Source organism: Nostoc sp. DSM 114160 (assembly GCF_053470305.1).
Genome location: NZ_JBPFGO010000003.1, coordinates 1,315,844 through 1,330,115, shown reverse-complemented (window position 1 = coordinate 1,330,115; position 14,272 = coordinate 1,315,844). Strand labels below are relative to the sequence as shown.

Here is a 14,272-nt window from a genome sequence, read left to right as displayed (position 1 = left end):
TAACCCAGAAGGAATAAGGATGATGACATCAACAAATTTCTCTCTACCAACCGATCGCCTGCAAAGAGAAACAGTCTCAGTTACCCTCCAAATTAACGATCGCCTTTACACGGTCGAAATTGAACCGCGTGTGACATTACTCGATTTATTGCGAGAACGGTTAGAACTTACAGGAAGTAAAAAAGGCTGCGATCGTGGTCAGTGCGGTGCTTGTACGGTGCTGATTGATGGACGACGGGTGAATTCCTGTTTAACGCTAGCAGTGATGCAGGTGGGAAAAACCATTACCACGATCGAAGGATTGGCACAAGGAGACGAACTCCATCCGATGCAGGCAGCATTTATCCAAAACGATGCTTTTCAGTGTGGCTATTGTACGTCTGGGCAGATTTGTTCGGCAATCGGGTTGTTAAGTGAAGGCAAAGCAGACTCGGATGCAGACATTCGAGAACTGATGAGTGGCAATCTTTGTCGCTGCGGAGCGTATCCAAATATTGTCGCAGCAATTCAGTCTGTAGCAGCAAGCGTGAGGGCGGGGGATGCAACCATTTAACTATCTACGTGCATCAGACGCAGCGATCGCGGTGAGAACTGCGATCCAAGACCATCAGGCAAAATTTATTGCAGGTGGCACGAATCTGCTGGATCTGATGAAGGAAGGTGTGGAAACTCCACAGCAGTTGATCGACATCAATGATTTGCCGCGATCGCAAATTGAACGCTTACCCAACGGCGGAATTCGCATCGGCGCACTGGCGCGAAATAGTGATGTTGCATACGACGAGAATATTCAGCGACAGTATCCGGTGTTGTCTGAAGCACTTTTATCTGGAGCATCTCCCCAACTGCGAAACATGGCAACCGTCGGGGGAAACTTATTACAACGAACTCGCTGTTATTACTTCACCGATGCTGGATTTTCATCTTGTAACAAACGTATCCCCGGTTCAGGCTGTGCTGCCATTGGGGGTTACAATCGCATTCACGCCATTTTCGGCACCAGCGACTGCTGTATTGCCACCCATCCTTCTGATATGGCGGTGGCATTAGTTGCCCTGGATGCCATTATTCACACGCAAAACGCGGATGGAACTCGGCAGATTGCGATCGCCGACTTTTACCTATTGCCAGCAGACACTCCCGATCGCGAAACCGTCTTGGAACCCGGAGAACTGATTACCGCCGTTGAATTACCGCCGTTACCCTTTGCGGCTAGGTCACATTACCTGAAAGTGCGCGATCGCGCCTCCTATGATTTCGCTCTGGTTTCAGTAGCTGCGGCTTTGGACGTTCAAGATGGTCAAATTACCGATGCACGGATTGCCTTGGGTGGAGTTGGTACAAAACCCTGGAAAGCAACTGAGGCAGAACGAGTTCTCATCGGTTCACCTGCGAATGCATCCACTTTTGAAGCAGCCGCTTTTGCAACAATCCACGATGCTAAACCACAGCAATACAACCACTTTAAAGTAGAACTGCTGCGGCGCACGCTAGTACAGGCATTCTTTAAGGTTACAAGAGGTGAGCAATGAATCCGGTAATTGGAAAAGCAGTCGATCGCGTAGACGGACGGCTAAAAGTGACCGGAGGCGCACATTACTGTGCCGAAATGCCGATTCCTAACTTAGTTCACGCAGTCTTAATTAACAGCACGATCGCCAACGGACGCATTGTGTCGATAGATACAAAAGCAGCCGAAATTGCTCCCGGTGTACTGGCAATACTCACACATCTGAATGCGCCGCCAATTGCACCTGCAAGAGTTACATTAGATAGTGCCAGTCAAGGAGGAGGTGCGGGAGAGCAGTATATTCCGCTTCAAGATGACCGAATTTATTATAGTGGGCAACACATTGGGGTTGTGGTTGCAGAAACTTTGGAGCAGGCCGATCGTGCCGCATCACTAGTAAAGGTTCGTTATGAAGAAGAACCACCTACGGTAACGATGCAAGAAGCGATGGAACGTGCCTTTCCACCCGATAACGTTTGGGGAAAACCACCAGATATCGTCCAAGGTGATTCAGTAAAGGGACTGGCAGATGCCTTTGTTCGGATCGACCAGATTTACACTACCGCTATGCAGCACCACAACGCCATCGAACCTCATGGCACGATCGCAGTTTGGTCGGGTGATTTCCTGACGTTATACGAACCGACTACCTGGGTTTACGGCATTCGGAATACAGTCGCACAGTGGCTGCAAATGCCGCGTGAAAAAATCCGCGTGATTCAGCAGTTTGTGGGCGGTTCCTTTGGCTACAAAGGCCCTGCTTGGACGCACGTAGTACTAGCAGCGATCGCTGCTCGTCAGGTCAATCGCCCGGTCAAGCTGGTTCTGACTCGCCGACAGGAATTTGCAGGTGTCGGCTACCGTCCGCTCATTCAACACCACATTCAGTTAGGTGCAACCTCAACTGGGCAACTGACAGCGCTGACACATCACGCGATCGCTCGCACTTCAACCTTTGATAATCGGGTCGTTGCACCAGTCGAGCGCACTAGCCGCAAAATATACGCTTGCCCGAACGTTACCACTACTTACCGTCTCGCTCCCAGCAATCTTAGCGGCCCCTATACTATGCGTGGGCCTGGAGAAACACCAGGGTTGTTTGCCATCGAGTCGGCAATGGATGAACTGGCATACGCCTTACAAATCGATCCAATCGAACTACGCTTACGTAATCACGCCGACGTTGACCCAGAAACGGGAGATCCTTGGTCTAGTAAGTCGCTCAAGGAGTGCTATCAGCAAGGCGCAGAGCGATTCGGCTGGCATCGGCGCAACCCACAACCCGGTTCTATGCGAAATGGCGATCGCCTTGTAGGTTGGGGAATGGCAACGATGGCCTATGATGCCCGCTTTTCTGGGACGACTGCCTCGGCTCAACTGTTTGCTGATGGCAATGTCCTCGTGCAGAGTAGTACCTGCGACCCAGGCACAGGTGCTTACACGGTCATGCAGCAAATTGCAGCAGATACCTTAGGGCTATCGGTGGCATCGATTCGGTTTGAACTAGGCGATACTCAGATGCCCGAAGCTCCTGTTGCAGCTGGGTCTAAGACAACTGCTAGCGTTGGGTCTGCGGTATATGCTGCTACCACATCCCTACAGCGTAAACTGCTCAATTTAGCATTCAACAATCCCAACTCTCCTCTTTACGGGCATACCGAAGCTGAGGTGACGGTGGATAATGGACGTTGCTACCTCAAGGATAATCCTACTCAAGGACAGACCTATGTAGAAATTTTGCAGCAGCACCAAATGGAATCGATTTCAGCACAGGAACAGGTTCAGCCTGATGAAGAAACCAAGAAATTTACTCACTACTCCTTCGGCGCACATTTTGCCGAAGTACAATTTCATCCAGGATTAGGCGAACTACGAGTCACCCGTTATGTCGGCGCATTTGCTGCCGGACGGATCGTTAACCCCAAAACTGCCCACAGCCAGTTGATTGGCGGAATTATTTGGGGCATCGGTATGGCATTGATGGAGCAGAGCATCGTCGATCCGCATTCGGGACGAATTGTGAACTCGAATCTCGCTGAGTACCTGATTCCGGTGAATGCTGATATTCCCCCCATTGATGCCTTTTTTGTCGAGGAAGAAGCTTTGCATCTCAACCCGATTGGCACCAAAGGAATTGGCGAGATCGGCACGGTTGGAGCCGCAGCCGCGATCGCCAACGCGGTCTATCACGCTACAGGCAAACGGATTCGCGATCTGCCTATTACATTAGACAAGCTAATATAACAAGGGTGCTTTCAAGATGACTTGGAGTTTTGATAGAAAAAACCAGCAAATAAGCACGCACAACCAATGACTAGTTCAATTAACCAACAAATCTTACTCAAAAGCCGTCCGATTGGAGAACCGAAAGAAAGCGACTTCGCCCTTGTCGAAACACCAATTCCAGAACCAGGGGAAGGCGAAGTTCTTAATCGGACGATCTGTCTGTCCCTTGACCCTTATATGCGCGATCGCTCATACGACCGCGAGTCTTATGCTGCTCCAGTAGAACTGGGGTCTGGGGTCTGTGATGGTCGGTGGCACAGTTAGCCAAGTGATGAAATCTAACCATCCCCAATTTTCAACCGGAAATTTTGTGCTTGGTTATGACGGCTGGCAAGCCCATGGCATATCGAAAGGGCGTTGTTGCATGAATAGGGAAAATGGTAAATTTTACCTATCGCCTATGTTCTCTCGCCGCCTAGCCCAACGATGAAGACGAAAGCCCAGTATAAAGTTCGGAATTGGAACGCTTATGATGCAGCACTCAAGCAACGAGGCAGTATCACCTTCTGGGTAAATGAAGAGATCGTCGACCCTGGCAACGATACCCTCACCTACACCATCAACCTCAACACCCCAAGCGGCAAACCCGTTAGCGTTAATTACACAACAGCCGACGGTACGGCAACTGTGGGAACTGACTACACACCCAGCAACGGAATAATTTCCTTTGCTCCCGGTGAAACCAGCAAAACCATTACAGTACAAGTTTTAGGAGATGCGATCGATGAATTCGACGAAACCTTCAAAATCAACTTGAGCGATGCCACCAAGGCTTATGAGTTAAAGGGCTGTAACTTTTATATCCAAGACGATAAGCTAACTGGGTAAGAGTTGGGGGAGGTTCTTCAAATAATGCTTGTTGCATTGCTGCTCTTGTAGCTTCTGGTTGCTGTGTATGTCCAATGTAGGTCATAACTGTTTAACTCCGTTATGGATGAAAGCGATCGCTGAAGAAACTCCGCTGTATATATGGGAAAAACCTATTCATGGGATGCACCTGGTACCAACAAATATCCAATTGGCAGGTACGGAGCAAAAAATTTTTCATGACTTGATCATCGACAATCGCCAACGGCTCAAGTTTGTGCTATCAAATGTACTTGACCAGTATGATTATATTTTGATTGATTGCCCGCCTTCTCTAGGAATTCTAAGCATTATGAGCTTAGTCGCTGCTTCACACGTTATTATTCCTGTTGAAACACAATACAAGTGCTATCTCGGCACCAACCAACTGCTAGAAACGACAACATAAGAAACCCCGGAATGGAGAATTAAGTGCAGAGCAAAAAGCCGAAAATAAAGTTTTTTCTAGTAATCGGATTTTTGTTGAACATCTGATTCGACTCCTCAAGGTTTTTCGGATAGCTTCTGAGAGATTTCGACTTCATTGTGATACCTACGAACAGATAATCCAGCACTTTGGGCAGAAATTGTACCGTTATGGAGTTCAACTAAGTGACGGGCGATCGCGCTAACCGCCTATGCCTCAGACGTTGCTCGGCAGCGGACACTGCAAGTCAGATTTCAAGCTCACCTGACCAAACCTGTTGAGCCAGAAGAGCTAGTAAGGGCGATCGCAAGCTTGCTGGAATGCAACTAACTTTCTGGCTTAGGCATCCAACTAGCGATGTTCGAGCGTTTTCGCAAAATGCTAAATGTGGATATAATTGTGGCAGCTTTCGTGGACGGCTATAAGGTTGTTTTGCCATCAATTCCTGGAGTCTTTTTCCCAGCGTTAAGCTGTGATACTTGACGGATTGCCAGTAATCTCGCTGAGGTGGATTTCAGAATGCTTGTTTGCAGTTTCGTTGCAATTATTGTGGTTTGGGCCGCAATTATTGTGGTTTTGAGACCACCTCTAGTTGCAATTTATTGTGGTTTCAAATTTGCCTTGATTGCAGTTTTGATGATTTATGTTTGCAGTTCGCCACACATAATGGTAACAGTCGTAGCAATAATTGTGATGCGGGCAGTTGGTATTTACATTCTCAGCAAATTGAGTACTAGCATCACCAAATCGGAAATTTTTTACCAAAACAAACTATCCTCTGGACTGAAAAAGATATCAAACCTATTCATGAATTGCCCCAGAGCGCGTATAGTTCCAATTTGAAAAAAGAATGCAACACATAGACCATTTGTAGAGACGCGATGAATCGCGTCTTTACCCAAGGATGTGTTGCAATCATCAATTGAATTGGTATTTAGTTTCGCGTCAGTCCTAATTTTACTCGAACCCAATAACTCCCGGAATTTCAAGGACAAAATCTGCCCCATATACAGATGCAGGAGTCTGGAATCCTACCTTAACTTCGCCTTTAATTACCCGTTTGATAACTGCTACAGCCGCCAATGCCGTAAAATCGTATGCTTCCGGCCCTAAGAGTTTTGCACTTACTTGTTGACCAGTTTCATCCTCAGCAATACCAATTACTCTAACTTGCCCCTTGGCTCGTTCTGCTGCCGTTGGCCCAGTGGGTAGAGTTTTAATTAAACTTGCTAAAGCACTTTGGAATAAAGACGAGTTAAATAACCATTCCAAATACTGGCTCAACTCCATCAGGAAGCGCACGGGATTAGGAAATACGGTATAAACCTCAATATTGGGAATACCCGTAGTCTGAAACGCAGTAATAATATCAGCACGCCAAGGGTTTGTTACTGCTGTCACGGGCCCATAACCAAAATCAACTTTACGTCTTTTCGATGCTGGACGAGATGGGATGAGCTTACCTGCTTCTCGAACTACCCCGATATGATGTAAAGTTGGCAGTACTGTATTTGCAGTTCCCTGAGATACACCGCCCACTGTTTCATAGATTAAAATCAGTCGCGTTGCAACTGCTAACTTATCTTTGAGGTAAGCAGCTACACAATCAGTAGGGACAACTCCAAATCCCACACCAGGGAGAAGCATTATCCCTGCACTTTTAGCCTCAGCATTTCGTGCTTGTAGCGCCTGAAATTCAGGTACTTCGCCAGCTATGTCTAAATAGTGAGTTTTAGTTTGGAGGCAAGCATCGACAAGTGGCTTTGAGGTTTTGGAGAAAGGCCCAGAGCAGTTGATGACAGCAATTATATCCTCAAGAGAGAGAGCGAGCGATCGCGGATCGTCTAAGCCAAAAACCCGAAAGTCCAAACTTAATTCATTGGCTACAGCTGCTAGTGAACTTTGATTGCGTCCAGCTAAAATTAATTCCAGTCCGTTATTTTTAGCAGATTCAGCAATGAGTTTTCCAGCATAGCCAGTTGCACCATACAATAACACCCTTGATGTCATTCTTATCACCAGCTAGGAATTAATTGTTCGCAATCTGCTGCCATAACCTGACTTCAGGTGGTTCAACCAAAAATTGTCCTGACTTTTCGTTCAAAGCTTTAATATACGGCTGCTCTAAGTGTTGAGCCAAAATTTCTTGGCTGACCCAGTTTTCATGCAACAGAAACAAAGATGGCTCTTCAACAGATTGATGTAAATCGTAATTAATACAACCTTCTTCTGCAAGTGTAAGAGCTATTACAGGTTGAAATTCCTGTTTGAATCCCTCCTCCAAACCTGGCTTTACTTTTAATCGAGCGGTGACTGTTACTTGCTGATTTGACATTGTTATACCTCTTTTTTATGAGATTAATTCAACGGGCCGCCTTCAAGATTCTCCAATTTCAGCGAAGAAAAGTTTTGGGTCGAAGTGTCCCCAATTCCTAATTCCCAATCCAATACAGTTCGGTTAAGGTTTTTGATGAAAATTCTAGCTCGCTAAACCCCCATCTCTAAAAAAATGATTGTAGAGACGGCGATTCATCGCGTCTGATGATTGTAGAGACGGCGATTCATCGCGTCTCTTGCCTTAACCAAAAAGTATTGATTCGCAATCCCCAGTTCAAGTATTAATGCTATTAATAATTTCCGAAGGTTTGAAGTAGTTATAAGGTATGGGACGAGTTTGATTTCTAATATCTATTTGCCGTTCTATTTCATGCAAGTTCTGTTGAAATTGCACCACAATTTCCTGCGCCAAGGGATCGGCAAATTCCTCATCATAAAAACCCAATTTATCATAGTGGTACGATGTTAAAATCTCAGTCCACATCACCTGATCGGCAGCTTGTTTAAAGGGAGGAAGTATCTTCATGATAGTTTCTAAATCCACACCCTTAGTTTCTGGAATTGGGTGGTAGGCTGCATAAGGCATATTGGGTACAAAAGCCATATATTCGTACTGAGAAAAATTCAAAGCAGAGTGTAGAGGAGCGCAAGTGAATACTACCACACTGATGATTTCAATCAGTTGTTCTAGAGTCTCAATCTTGGCTGGCATTCCCTTGACTCTACCACCATCTTGAGCTACTAATTCTCTAGCCCAATTTTGCAACTCATAGTCGTCACTGATATCCTGTGAGGTTTGGTAATAGAGTTGCAAGTATTCAGCCACAAACTTTTCGACGGCATTCCAAATTAATATACCATCGTCCCGGAAAGGAAAGTGCGGTAAAATTTCTGGATCGTCTGTTTGACGACTTTTTATTAATCGAGGGAAGGTAAACTTTTCCACACTCCATTCTTCATAAACCTTTGCCACAAATCCAAGAGACTCCGCCAATGAACCTGCCATAAACTCATCAACCGGGCCTCCAGGCTGTAAAAACTGAGTGCGTCCCAAATCGTTATCAAATAGCATGAAACGGAAGTGGGGTTTTAACAGTAAAGCAATGGGATGATTTTCTGCTAGTTGCCGCGCAGTGACAATCGCGAACGGAGCCATAACTGCATGGGTATAGGCGAAATGACTACCCAATTCTTGATGGTTGCCATCAGCAATTTGAACGCAGGTTTTTGCCAAAAACCAATCTAAATGGGGGTCATCTGGTGTATAAATTACACTTTTTGCACCAGAGTCATGATTAATCTGGATAGCAACAGGTACTAGAGAACCACCATTAGGACTATCACTACTTTGCCAATAAAATAGAGCTTGTGGCTTGGGAAGGTACTTTTTAACATTCTCATAGACACCACCTTTAATATCAGATAACAAAGGATAATCTAAGAAATACAGCTTGCCTTCCTTAAGTGCCTTTTCCAAAGTCAATTCTGTACCTGCAACCTTCTGAAAATGTGCATCTGTGACAGCAAAATTCTCAGGTAATACATCAATTTTTTGGATAGCTAATGGGTTCGCTCCAGAGAGTCGTTGTTCTGCAAAACAAGAGTCTGTTTTGTAATTTTTTATGACATCGGGCTTTGGTAGTAGTGACAAAAGCTCTTCATATTCTTCCAATTCATCTAATGGATCTAAAAAGTTTCTGGCTTTGGCAGCTAGCATATTTGGTGCAAGAGTTGCCATACTTGCCAAACGTTTAGCAGTATATTCCGCCGAGAATATTTCTTTATGAGGAACTTTATCAATTACTGGTAAAGGAGCTAGATAATCGTAATTAAATTTGTACTCTTCTCGATTTTTATCTAGCCAATTGATTCGGACATTAACATCAGGGTCTTTTTGTGGTAAATATGGTTTCACGATGATCTCCAATTCGGTTTTTGAGCGATTGCTAGTAAATGATTAACGTCAGGATTTAGCAAACAAACTTCATTACAGAGTTTTCAGATACTCAATCAAAGCTTTTTTATTCTCCTCAGATAAATCAGTGCCATAAATATGTCCCTGATTTGAATTAGCAGTTACCTTGGTATCGTATTTAAAACCTATAGCTTTGGCTTCATCTCCCTCAGTAATAAAACCAACTTTTTTCGGGTCGTAGACATCATATCCCCGATAGAAAACTTGAGGGCGATTCTCTGGTTTCTCGAACAAATCTTGTAGAGATGGGACTGAACCATTATGTAAATATGGCGCTCTTAACCATAATCCATCTAGGGAAACAGATACATACCCATTAGTTTTGCGTAAGTTTTTAAAGTCCCAAGGGTAGCCATCACCAAAATGATTGTAAGTATCTGCTCCTTCTTGCGTCCACATATCTAACCGATGGCGGTCAGTTCCCACTTCTTCCACAGGAATAACAGTACCCGTTCTTTCCCCACCAAAAGCGTGACAAGATGCACAAGTATTAGCAAAAATTTGACTTCCTTTTGCAGCCACTTGCTCATCAATAGCAAATGGATATTTAGGAGGTGGTAGTTCTTGAATAAAATCTTCTACTCGTTGTAAATCAGCTACAGGAAGTGATTTTTTCGTAGCACCATCACCAATTGCTCCAGTTTGAACAGTTTCTGTTAGTGAAGTTTCTAACCCATCCCAATGAAGTGCAAACCCTTTGTGCATCTTTTGATTCCAAAGAGGCATCATATCAGAGTTGCCGATAGTGTTATCTTTAGGCAACTTTAAAGTATTGAATTTAACTGGATTAAAAGGATCGATTCGACCAGGGCCCCAGTTAGGACGGGAATCTGTCCAACTATAGTCTTCTTTTTGTTGCAGCAGTGCTTTCTTAGTTTGAGGAATTAGCACATAGCGATAAAGTAAATTTTCTAACCAGGAAAGGTTGTAATTATATTTGATTTCGTCAAGGATATAATCTGCTGTAAATCTGGGATCGCCAGCAGTTGCACTCAAAAATCGTAAATAGCCTTGTGAATCAAACTTATTAGCAGGAGCCGCAGCTACAATTGTGGGTTTATCTTTCTCTGTTCTTCTATAGGTAGCAGTATGGCAAACAGCGCAAGTTATACCGACGCGAGGGAAGCCAATGGTTTTTTTCGTAAACCCAACTGGCATTTCTTTACCCTCTTCCCATGTGATTCCCAAGGAAGTATAACCACCTGCTCCTGGTAATTTATCAGGGAATATTCGTGGTAATACCAGCCAAATCCAATAGGGAACACCTTGTGCTTCTTCTGTGCCAATAGAACCATATTTAAAGTGTTCTTCAGACGATTCATAATATGTGGGAACCTCTCGAAAAAGGTTGTACCATCCCACATACCCAACTACACCAGCTAAAAGAACCACAATTAAAACAATGCTTGTGATTACCCTACCTATTTTATTTTTGAGTATTGTCATGGCACTCTTTTGCTCCTTTGCAGAAGAATCTGTTTGTAGTGCAGGAATATATCTACACTAGACTAGGGATAAAATTAGGAGAATTGCTTCACTGGAATTGCAGCGATTGCATTTTGCTACGCATTGCTAAGGTCAGAAGAATTAGTTCCGCTAATCCAAAAAACAGGTCTACAAAGGCAATGGATAAAAATCCTTTATCTTGCCCAAAGAAAAGTACTGCACAAATGAAAAATGTTGAGCCAAAAGCTCTTGAAGGAAATATTGATATCCAAGCAGTTGCCTGATATCGGTATGGATCAAGTGCCCCAGGAATATAAAATGCACTAATAATAAACAACAGCATTCCCGCAGCACGAACCCAGATAATTGGCTCTGGTATATGCATTTTAAGGAACGTCAGCATTAATTCTGGAAAGAAGCAAGAAGGAATGACAAAAAGCATATTAACAATAATGCCAACCCAAGTAACGCGACTAAACCATTTAGCGTAATTATTCATTTTTTTCTCCTTTTAAAGCTTTTTCATGTACTCAACTAGTGCATTTTTATCTTCTGTAGGAAGATCGGTACCATATAAATGACCGCTGTTACTATTTCCAGGTTTTGTAGTATCGAACTTAAAGTATTGCTTACCGTTTTCTACACCGACATCAGATACAAAACCAACTTTTGCTCTGTCAATCACATCGTAGCCACGATAGAATTCTTTAGGTCTATTTTCTGGTGTTTCTAGTAAATCCCGTAAGGTGGGAACTGAGCCATTGTGCAAATAAGGGCCACGTAACCAAACACCATCAAGGGGCATATTTGCATAGCCATTCGTCTTGCGGAAATTTTTAAAGCGCCACGGATACCCTGTATACAGAGTATTTTGGTTAGACATCGTTTTGTAGGTATATGAGTCAAGACGATGAGGGGTCTGTACCAATTTCTTGAATTGGGACAACTTTGCCTGTATATGCACCACCAAAAGCGTGACAACTAGCACAATTGCTTCCAAAAAGCTGTTCTCCCTTCGCTGCTGTAGTTTCGTTCACTTCGTAGGGATATTTTGGTGGTGGTAGTTCCCATAACCAATCGGCAACTCTCTGAATTCGAGGCAAATCAATTGTTGTCGGTGTGACTCCAGCGCCTAAAGCTGCACTCTTATTTCGTTCATCAACGGAAGTGTTATTACCATCCCAATGTAACTGCAATCCCTCACGGGGTTTTTGATTCCAAACTGAGGGAAAATCAGAAGTACCAATCAGTTCATCCTCACGCAATTTATCCATTGGGAAATGAAATTGAATTGCTTTATAAGGATTAAAAGTATCTACTCTTCCTGGGCCCCAATCTGGTTGTTTTTCAACGAAATTAAGTCGAGATGCTTGATTAATTAGTGCATCTCTAGTTTGAGGAATTGCAATGAAGCGATAAAGTAATTTTTCAATGGGATTAAGACCACCACTAATTTTTTCAATTTCTGGCAACATCCGGTTAGCAGTAAAGCGCTCATCTACACCAACTGCCGATAAGAATTTGATATATCCCTGCAAATTAACCACATTAGCAGGCATTGCCGTGATGACTTGATGTTCGCTATTAGGAGTATTTCGCAGCGTTCCTGTATGACATACAGCACAATTCAACCCAACTCTATCGATAAAGACTCGCCGTTGCGAAAAACCTATAGGTAAATCTTTGTCAGGTTCTTTGATAAATCCCAGAGAAGTATAACCTTTTCCAGGTAATTTATCTGGGAATAATTCGGGTAAAACTTTCCAAATCCAGTAAGGGATGCCATTGACCGGTTCGCTACCGATTGAACCATATTTAAAGTGGTTTTCAATATCAGCATAATCCACTGGGGAGTTGGACAAAACAGGCCAAAGGAAAAATACTGCTACTGCTACAATACCTACAATCACAACCCAAATCCGCTGGAAGATTCCCTTGATTGAGGTTGGAAGTAGGGTAGGGTTTGTTTGTTCAGTCATGAAACACTCCCCATATTTTCGAGATTATTTGTAAGCGAAATTGTCGATGCGATCCGCATCGCTTTTTTATCTAGATAAATTTGCAAACTGAGTTTCATGAAAGACTGACATTACTTCTTCCATCATCTCCTCATAGCTATTGAAGCGATCCTGCTCGTAACAACCCAAGGGATTTTCAATGACATTTAGCAGACATTTATTGCAATAAGTACAGGGTTTATCTGCCAAGTCTTTACCTGCTTGAAAAGATTTAACTAAGTCATTATTAGCAATTAGGGTACGAGCCATTGTCACCCCATCACAATAATGTTCGCTAATTGCCTGACGAATATAAGAAGCTTGCTGTAAACCACCTGTACATAATACCGGAATATTAACGTGCTTTTTAATTTCTCTGGAATCTAGTAAGTTTCTACCTTGGTTCTCTATTAGTAGCTGCTTGATTTTAGGGTCTTTTACATCGTCACCACTAAATGCTTGAGGAGGCAATTGCTTTTTCACGCGATTCCATAAAAAACTAAACAGTGGATGCAAAAATGCTTTGCGAAATAAAATGTAGTTGCGTGTAGTTTCGACACCACTTGACAACATGGAATCATAGGTTTTAGTAATGATATCGAAATTAAAATCACCAATGGGATTGAGTGGGTGAGGAAATAAGCTACCAGTTGACACATGCACGGCATCAGCCCCAGCTTCTTCTGCCCATTGACAAACTTGGATAGAATCTTCTATGGTATTACCTGGTTTTTCCCAAAAGGTGACGGCGTTGTTATAGTCAACGGCACTAATTTTGAATTGCAGATGAAAGTCGTTGCCTACTTCTTTGCGGATTGCTCTAATTACATCTAGCAAAAACCGCGCTCGATTCTCTAATGAACCACCATATTCATCTTGACGGTCGTTAATTCCAGAACTGAGAAATTGATTAAAAAGATATCCATTAGCACTGTGCAATTCCACCCCGTCCAAACCTGCTTCACGGGCACGTCTAGCACCATCGGCAAAATATTGAATTGTTTCTTTAATCTCTGTTAGTGTCATCGCTTGACACAAAAAGCCGTGGAATGGCTCAGTTTGGCTAGTGGAACTTAAGGCTTTTTTTCCTAAGTTTTCTACACCACCAATATCTTGCTGTCGCCCTGAATGACTTAATTGCAAAATAAATTTACAGTCATATTCGTGGACTCTTTCTCCTACTTTTCGCCAAAATGGAATGCGCTCATCACAGTTAATGGTGGCGTAATTGGGCATAATTCGTCCCCGGATGGCGACTGGGACAAAGGAACTAATAATCGCTCCTACACCACCACGAGCAAACTTTTCTTCCCAGTTGATTCGGGCTTGAGTACCTGAACCATCATAGTTATCCCATCTGCCAGAAATACTAGAGCGAAATATCCGATTTTTTACTGTGAGATTACGGAATCTCAATGGCTCAAATATAATATCGTTTTCCATGTGTT

16 protein-coding genes and 2 pseudogenes are annotated in these 14,272 nt (G+C 43.5%); 8 read left to right on the top strand and 10 right to left on the bottom strand.

What is annotated here, in order from left to right:
- The first annotated feature begins 19 nt into the window (after positions 1-19).
- The 8 genes and pseudogenes from NSTCB13_RS31210 to NSTCB13_RS31175 all read left to right on the top strand — a co-directional run.
- Positions 20-553, top strand: coding sequence for a (2Fe-2S)-binding protein (locus NSTCB13_RS31210; protein WP_448266464.1), 534 nt, complete (start codon positions 20-22; stop codon positions 551-553).
- Positions 540-1,532, top strand: coding sequence for an FAD binding domain-containing protein (locus tag NSTCB13_RS31205; protein WP_448274903.1), 993 nt, complete (start codon positions 540-542; stop codon positions 1,530-1,532). The genes NSTCB13_RS31210 and NSTCB13_RS31205 overlap by 14 nt, the downstream gene beginning before the upstream one ends.
- Entirely contained in the window at positions 1,529-3,754 is a 2,226-nt protein-coding gene (locus NSTCB13_RS31200) for a xanthine dehydrogenase family protein molybdopterin-binding subunit (RefSeq protein ID WP_448274902.1), read from the top strand. Before NSTCB13_RS31205 ends, NSTCB13_RS31200 begins: the two co-directional genes overlap by 4 nt.
- 66 nt (positions 3,755-3,820) lie before the next feature.
- Positions 3,821-4,060, top strand: coding sequence for a hypothetical protein (locus NSTCB13_RS31195; protein ID WP_445626649.1), 240 nt, complete (start codon positions 3,821-3,823; stop codon positions 4,058-4,060).
- Positions 4,041-4,226: a hypothetical protein gene (locus tag NSTCB13_RS31190; protein WP_448274901.1), complete on the top strand. Its 186-nt coding sequence runs from the start codon at positions 4,041-4,043 to the stop codon at positions 4,224-4,226. Before NSTCB13_RS31195 ends, NSTCB13_RS31190 begins: the two co-directional genes overlap by 20 nt.
- Positions 4,223-4,624 (top strand): Calx-beta domain-containing protein, encoded by a 402-nt coding sequence (locus NSTCB13_RS31185; protein ID WP_448274899.1) that lies wholly within the window; start codon positions 4,223-4,225, stop codon positions 4,622-4,624. Before NSTCB13_RS31190 ends, NSTCB13_RS31185 begins: the two co-directional genes overlap by 4 nt.
- Before the next feature lie 67 nt (positions 4,625-4,691).
- Positions 4,692-5,051 carry a ParA family protein gene (locus tag NSTCB13_RS31180; protein ID WP_448274898.1) on the top strand — a complete coding sequence of 120 codons (360 nt, stop codon included), beginning with the start codon at positions 4,692-4,694 and terminating at the stop codon, positions 5,049-5,051.
- Between the two features lie 55 nt (positions 5,052-5,106).
- Positions 5,107-5,274: pseudogene (locus tag NSTCB13_RS31175) on the top strand (hypothetical protein); the annotation flags it as partial.
- Between the two features lie 42 nt (positions 5,275-5,316).
- On the opposite strand, the gene NSTCB13_RS31170 reads toward NSTCB13_RS31175, so the two are convergent.
- The 10 genes and pseudogenes from NSTCB13_RS31170 to NSTCB13_RS31125 all read right to left on the bottom strand — a co-directional run bounded on the left by NSTCB13_RS31170 (position 5,317) and on the right by NSTCB13_RS31125 (position 14,267).
- The gene (locus tag NSTCB13_RS31170; RefSeq protein ID WP_448274896.1) at positions 5,317-5,508 is read right to left on the bottom strand and encodes a hypothetical protein; all 192 of its coding nucleotides are present in this window, start codon (positions 5,506-5,508) and stop codon (positions 5,317-5,319) included.
- A pseudogene (locus tag NSTCB13_RS31165) lies at positions 5,492-5,611 on the bottom strand (reverse transcriptase N-terminal domain-containing protein); the annotation flags it as partial. The gene NSTCB13_RS31170 and the pseudogene NSTCB13_RS31165, both read right to left, overlap by 17 nt.
- Positions 5,612-6,026: 415 nt before the next feature.
- Positions 6,027-7,079 (bottom strand): saccharopine dehydrogenase family protein, encoded by a 1,053-nt coding sequence (locus NSTCB13_RS31160; protein WP_448266460.1) that lies wholly within the window; start codon positions 7,077-7,079, stop codon positions 6,027-6,029.
- A 19-nt stretch (positions 7,080-7,098) separates the two neighbouring features.
- Complete coding sequence (locus tag NSTCB13_RS31155; RefSeq protein WP_445626652.1) at positions 7,099-7,404, bottom strand: putative quinol monooxygenase; 306 nt, start codon at positions 7,402-7,404, stop codon at positions 7,099-7,101.
- Positions 7,405-7,680: 276 nt separating this feature from the next.
- Entirely contained in the window at positions 7,681-9,321 is a 1,641-nt protein-coding gene (locus tag NSTCB13_RS31150; protein ID WP_448274895.1) for a lipoxygenase family protein, read from the bottom strand.
- Between the two features lie 72 nt (positions 9,322-9,393).
- The gene (locus NSTCB13_RS31145; RefSeq protein WP_448274893.1) at positions 9,394-10,827 is read right to left on the bottom strand and encodes a c-type cytochrome; all 1,434 of its coding nucleotides are present in this window, start codon (positions 10,825-10,827) and stop codon (positions 9,394-9,396) included.
- 88 nt (positions 10,828-10,915) lie between these two features.
- Positions 10,916-11,326: a hypothetical protein gene (locus tag NSTCB13_RS31140; RefSeq protein WP_289798300.1), complete on the bottom strand. Its 411-nt coding sequence runs from the start codon at positions 11,324-11,326 to the stop codon at positions 10,916-10,918.
- Between the two features lie 12 nt (positions 11,327-11,338).
- On the bottom strand, positions 11,339-11,710 hold the full coding sequence (locus tag NSTCB13_RS31135) for a c-type cytochrome (protein WP_448274891.1): 372 nt from the start codon (positions 11,708-11,710) through the stop codon (positions 11,339-11,341).
- 19 nt (positions 11,711-11,729) lie between these two features.
- A complete protein-coding gene (locus NSTCB13_RS31130) occupies positions 11,730-12,806 on the bottom strand; it encodes a cytochrome c (RefSeq protein ID WP_448274889.1) in 1,077 nt (358 codons plus the stop codon).
- Positions 12,807-12,872: 66 nt separating this feature from the next.
- Positions 12,873-14,267, bottom strand: coding sequence for an NADH:flavin oxidoreductase (locus NSTCB13_RS31125; protein WP_445626657.1), 1,395 nt, complete (start codon positions 14,265-14,267; stop codon positions 12,873-12,875).
- Positions 14,268-14,272: the final 5 nt, after the last annotated feature.

Coding starts and splice junctions, on each gene's coding strand:
- NSTCB13_RS31170 (WP_448274896.1), bottom strand. CDS start 5,508: ATGGCAAAACAACCTTATAGCCGTCCACGAAAGCTGCCACAATTATAT.
- NSTCB13_RS31155 (WP_445626652.1), bottom strand. CDS start 7,404: ATGTCAAATCAGCAAGTAACAGTCACCGCTCGATTAAAAGTAAAGCCA.
- NSTCB13_RS31210 (WP_448266464.1), top strand. CDS start 20: ATGATGACATCAACAAATTTCTCTCTACCAACCGATCGCCTGCAAAGA.
- NSTCB13_RS31205 (WP_448274903.1), top strand. CDS start 540: ATGCAACCATTTAACTATCTACGTGCATCAGACGCAGCGATCGCGGTG.
- NSTCB13_RS31180 (WP_448274898.1), top strand. CDS start 4,692: ATGTCCAATGTAGGTCATAACTGTTTAACTCCGTTATGGATGAAAGCG.
- NSTCB13_RS31190 (WP_448274901.1), top strand. CDS start 4,041: ATGGTCGGTGGCACAGTTAGCCAAGTGATGAAATCTAACCATCCCCAA.
- NSTCB13_RS31125 (WP_445626657.1), bottom strand. CDS start 14,267: ATGGAAAACGATATTATATTTGAGCCATTGAGATTCCGTAATCTCACA.
- NSTCB13_RS31200 (WP_448274902.1), top strand. CDS start 1,529: ATGAATCCGGTAATTGGAAAAGCAGTCGATCGCGTAGACGGACGGCTA.
- NSTCB13_RS31185 (WP_448274899.1), top strand. CDS start 4,223: ATGAAGACGAAAGCCCAGTATAAAGTTCGGAATTGGAACGCTTATGAT.
- NSTCB13_RS31140 (WP_289798300.1), bottom strand. CDS start 11,326: ATGAATAATTACGCTAAATGGTTTAGTCGCGTTACTTGGGTTGGCATT.
- NSTCB13_RS31145 (WP_448274893.1), bottom strand. CDS start 10,827: ATGACAATACTCAAAAATAAAATAGGTAGGGTAATCACAAGCATTGTT.
- NSTCB13_RS31160 (WP_448266460.1), bottom strand. CDS start 7,079: ATGACATCAAGGGTGTTATTGTATGGTGCAACTGGCTATGCTGGAAAA.
- NSTCB13_RS31130 (WP_448274889.1), bottom strand. CDS start 12,806: ATGACTGAACAAACAAACCCTACCCTACTTCCAACCTCAATCAAGGGA.
- NSTCB13_RS31135 (WP_448274891.1), bottom strand. CDS start 11,710: ATGTCTAACCAAAATACTCTGTATACAGGGTATCCGTGGCGCTTTAAA.
- NSTCB13_RS31195 (WP_445626649.1), top strand. CDS start 3,821: ATGACTAGTTCAATTAACCAACAAATCTTACTCAAAAGCCGTCCGATT.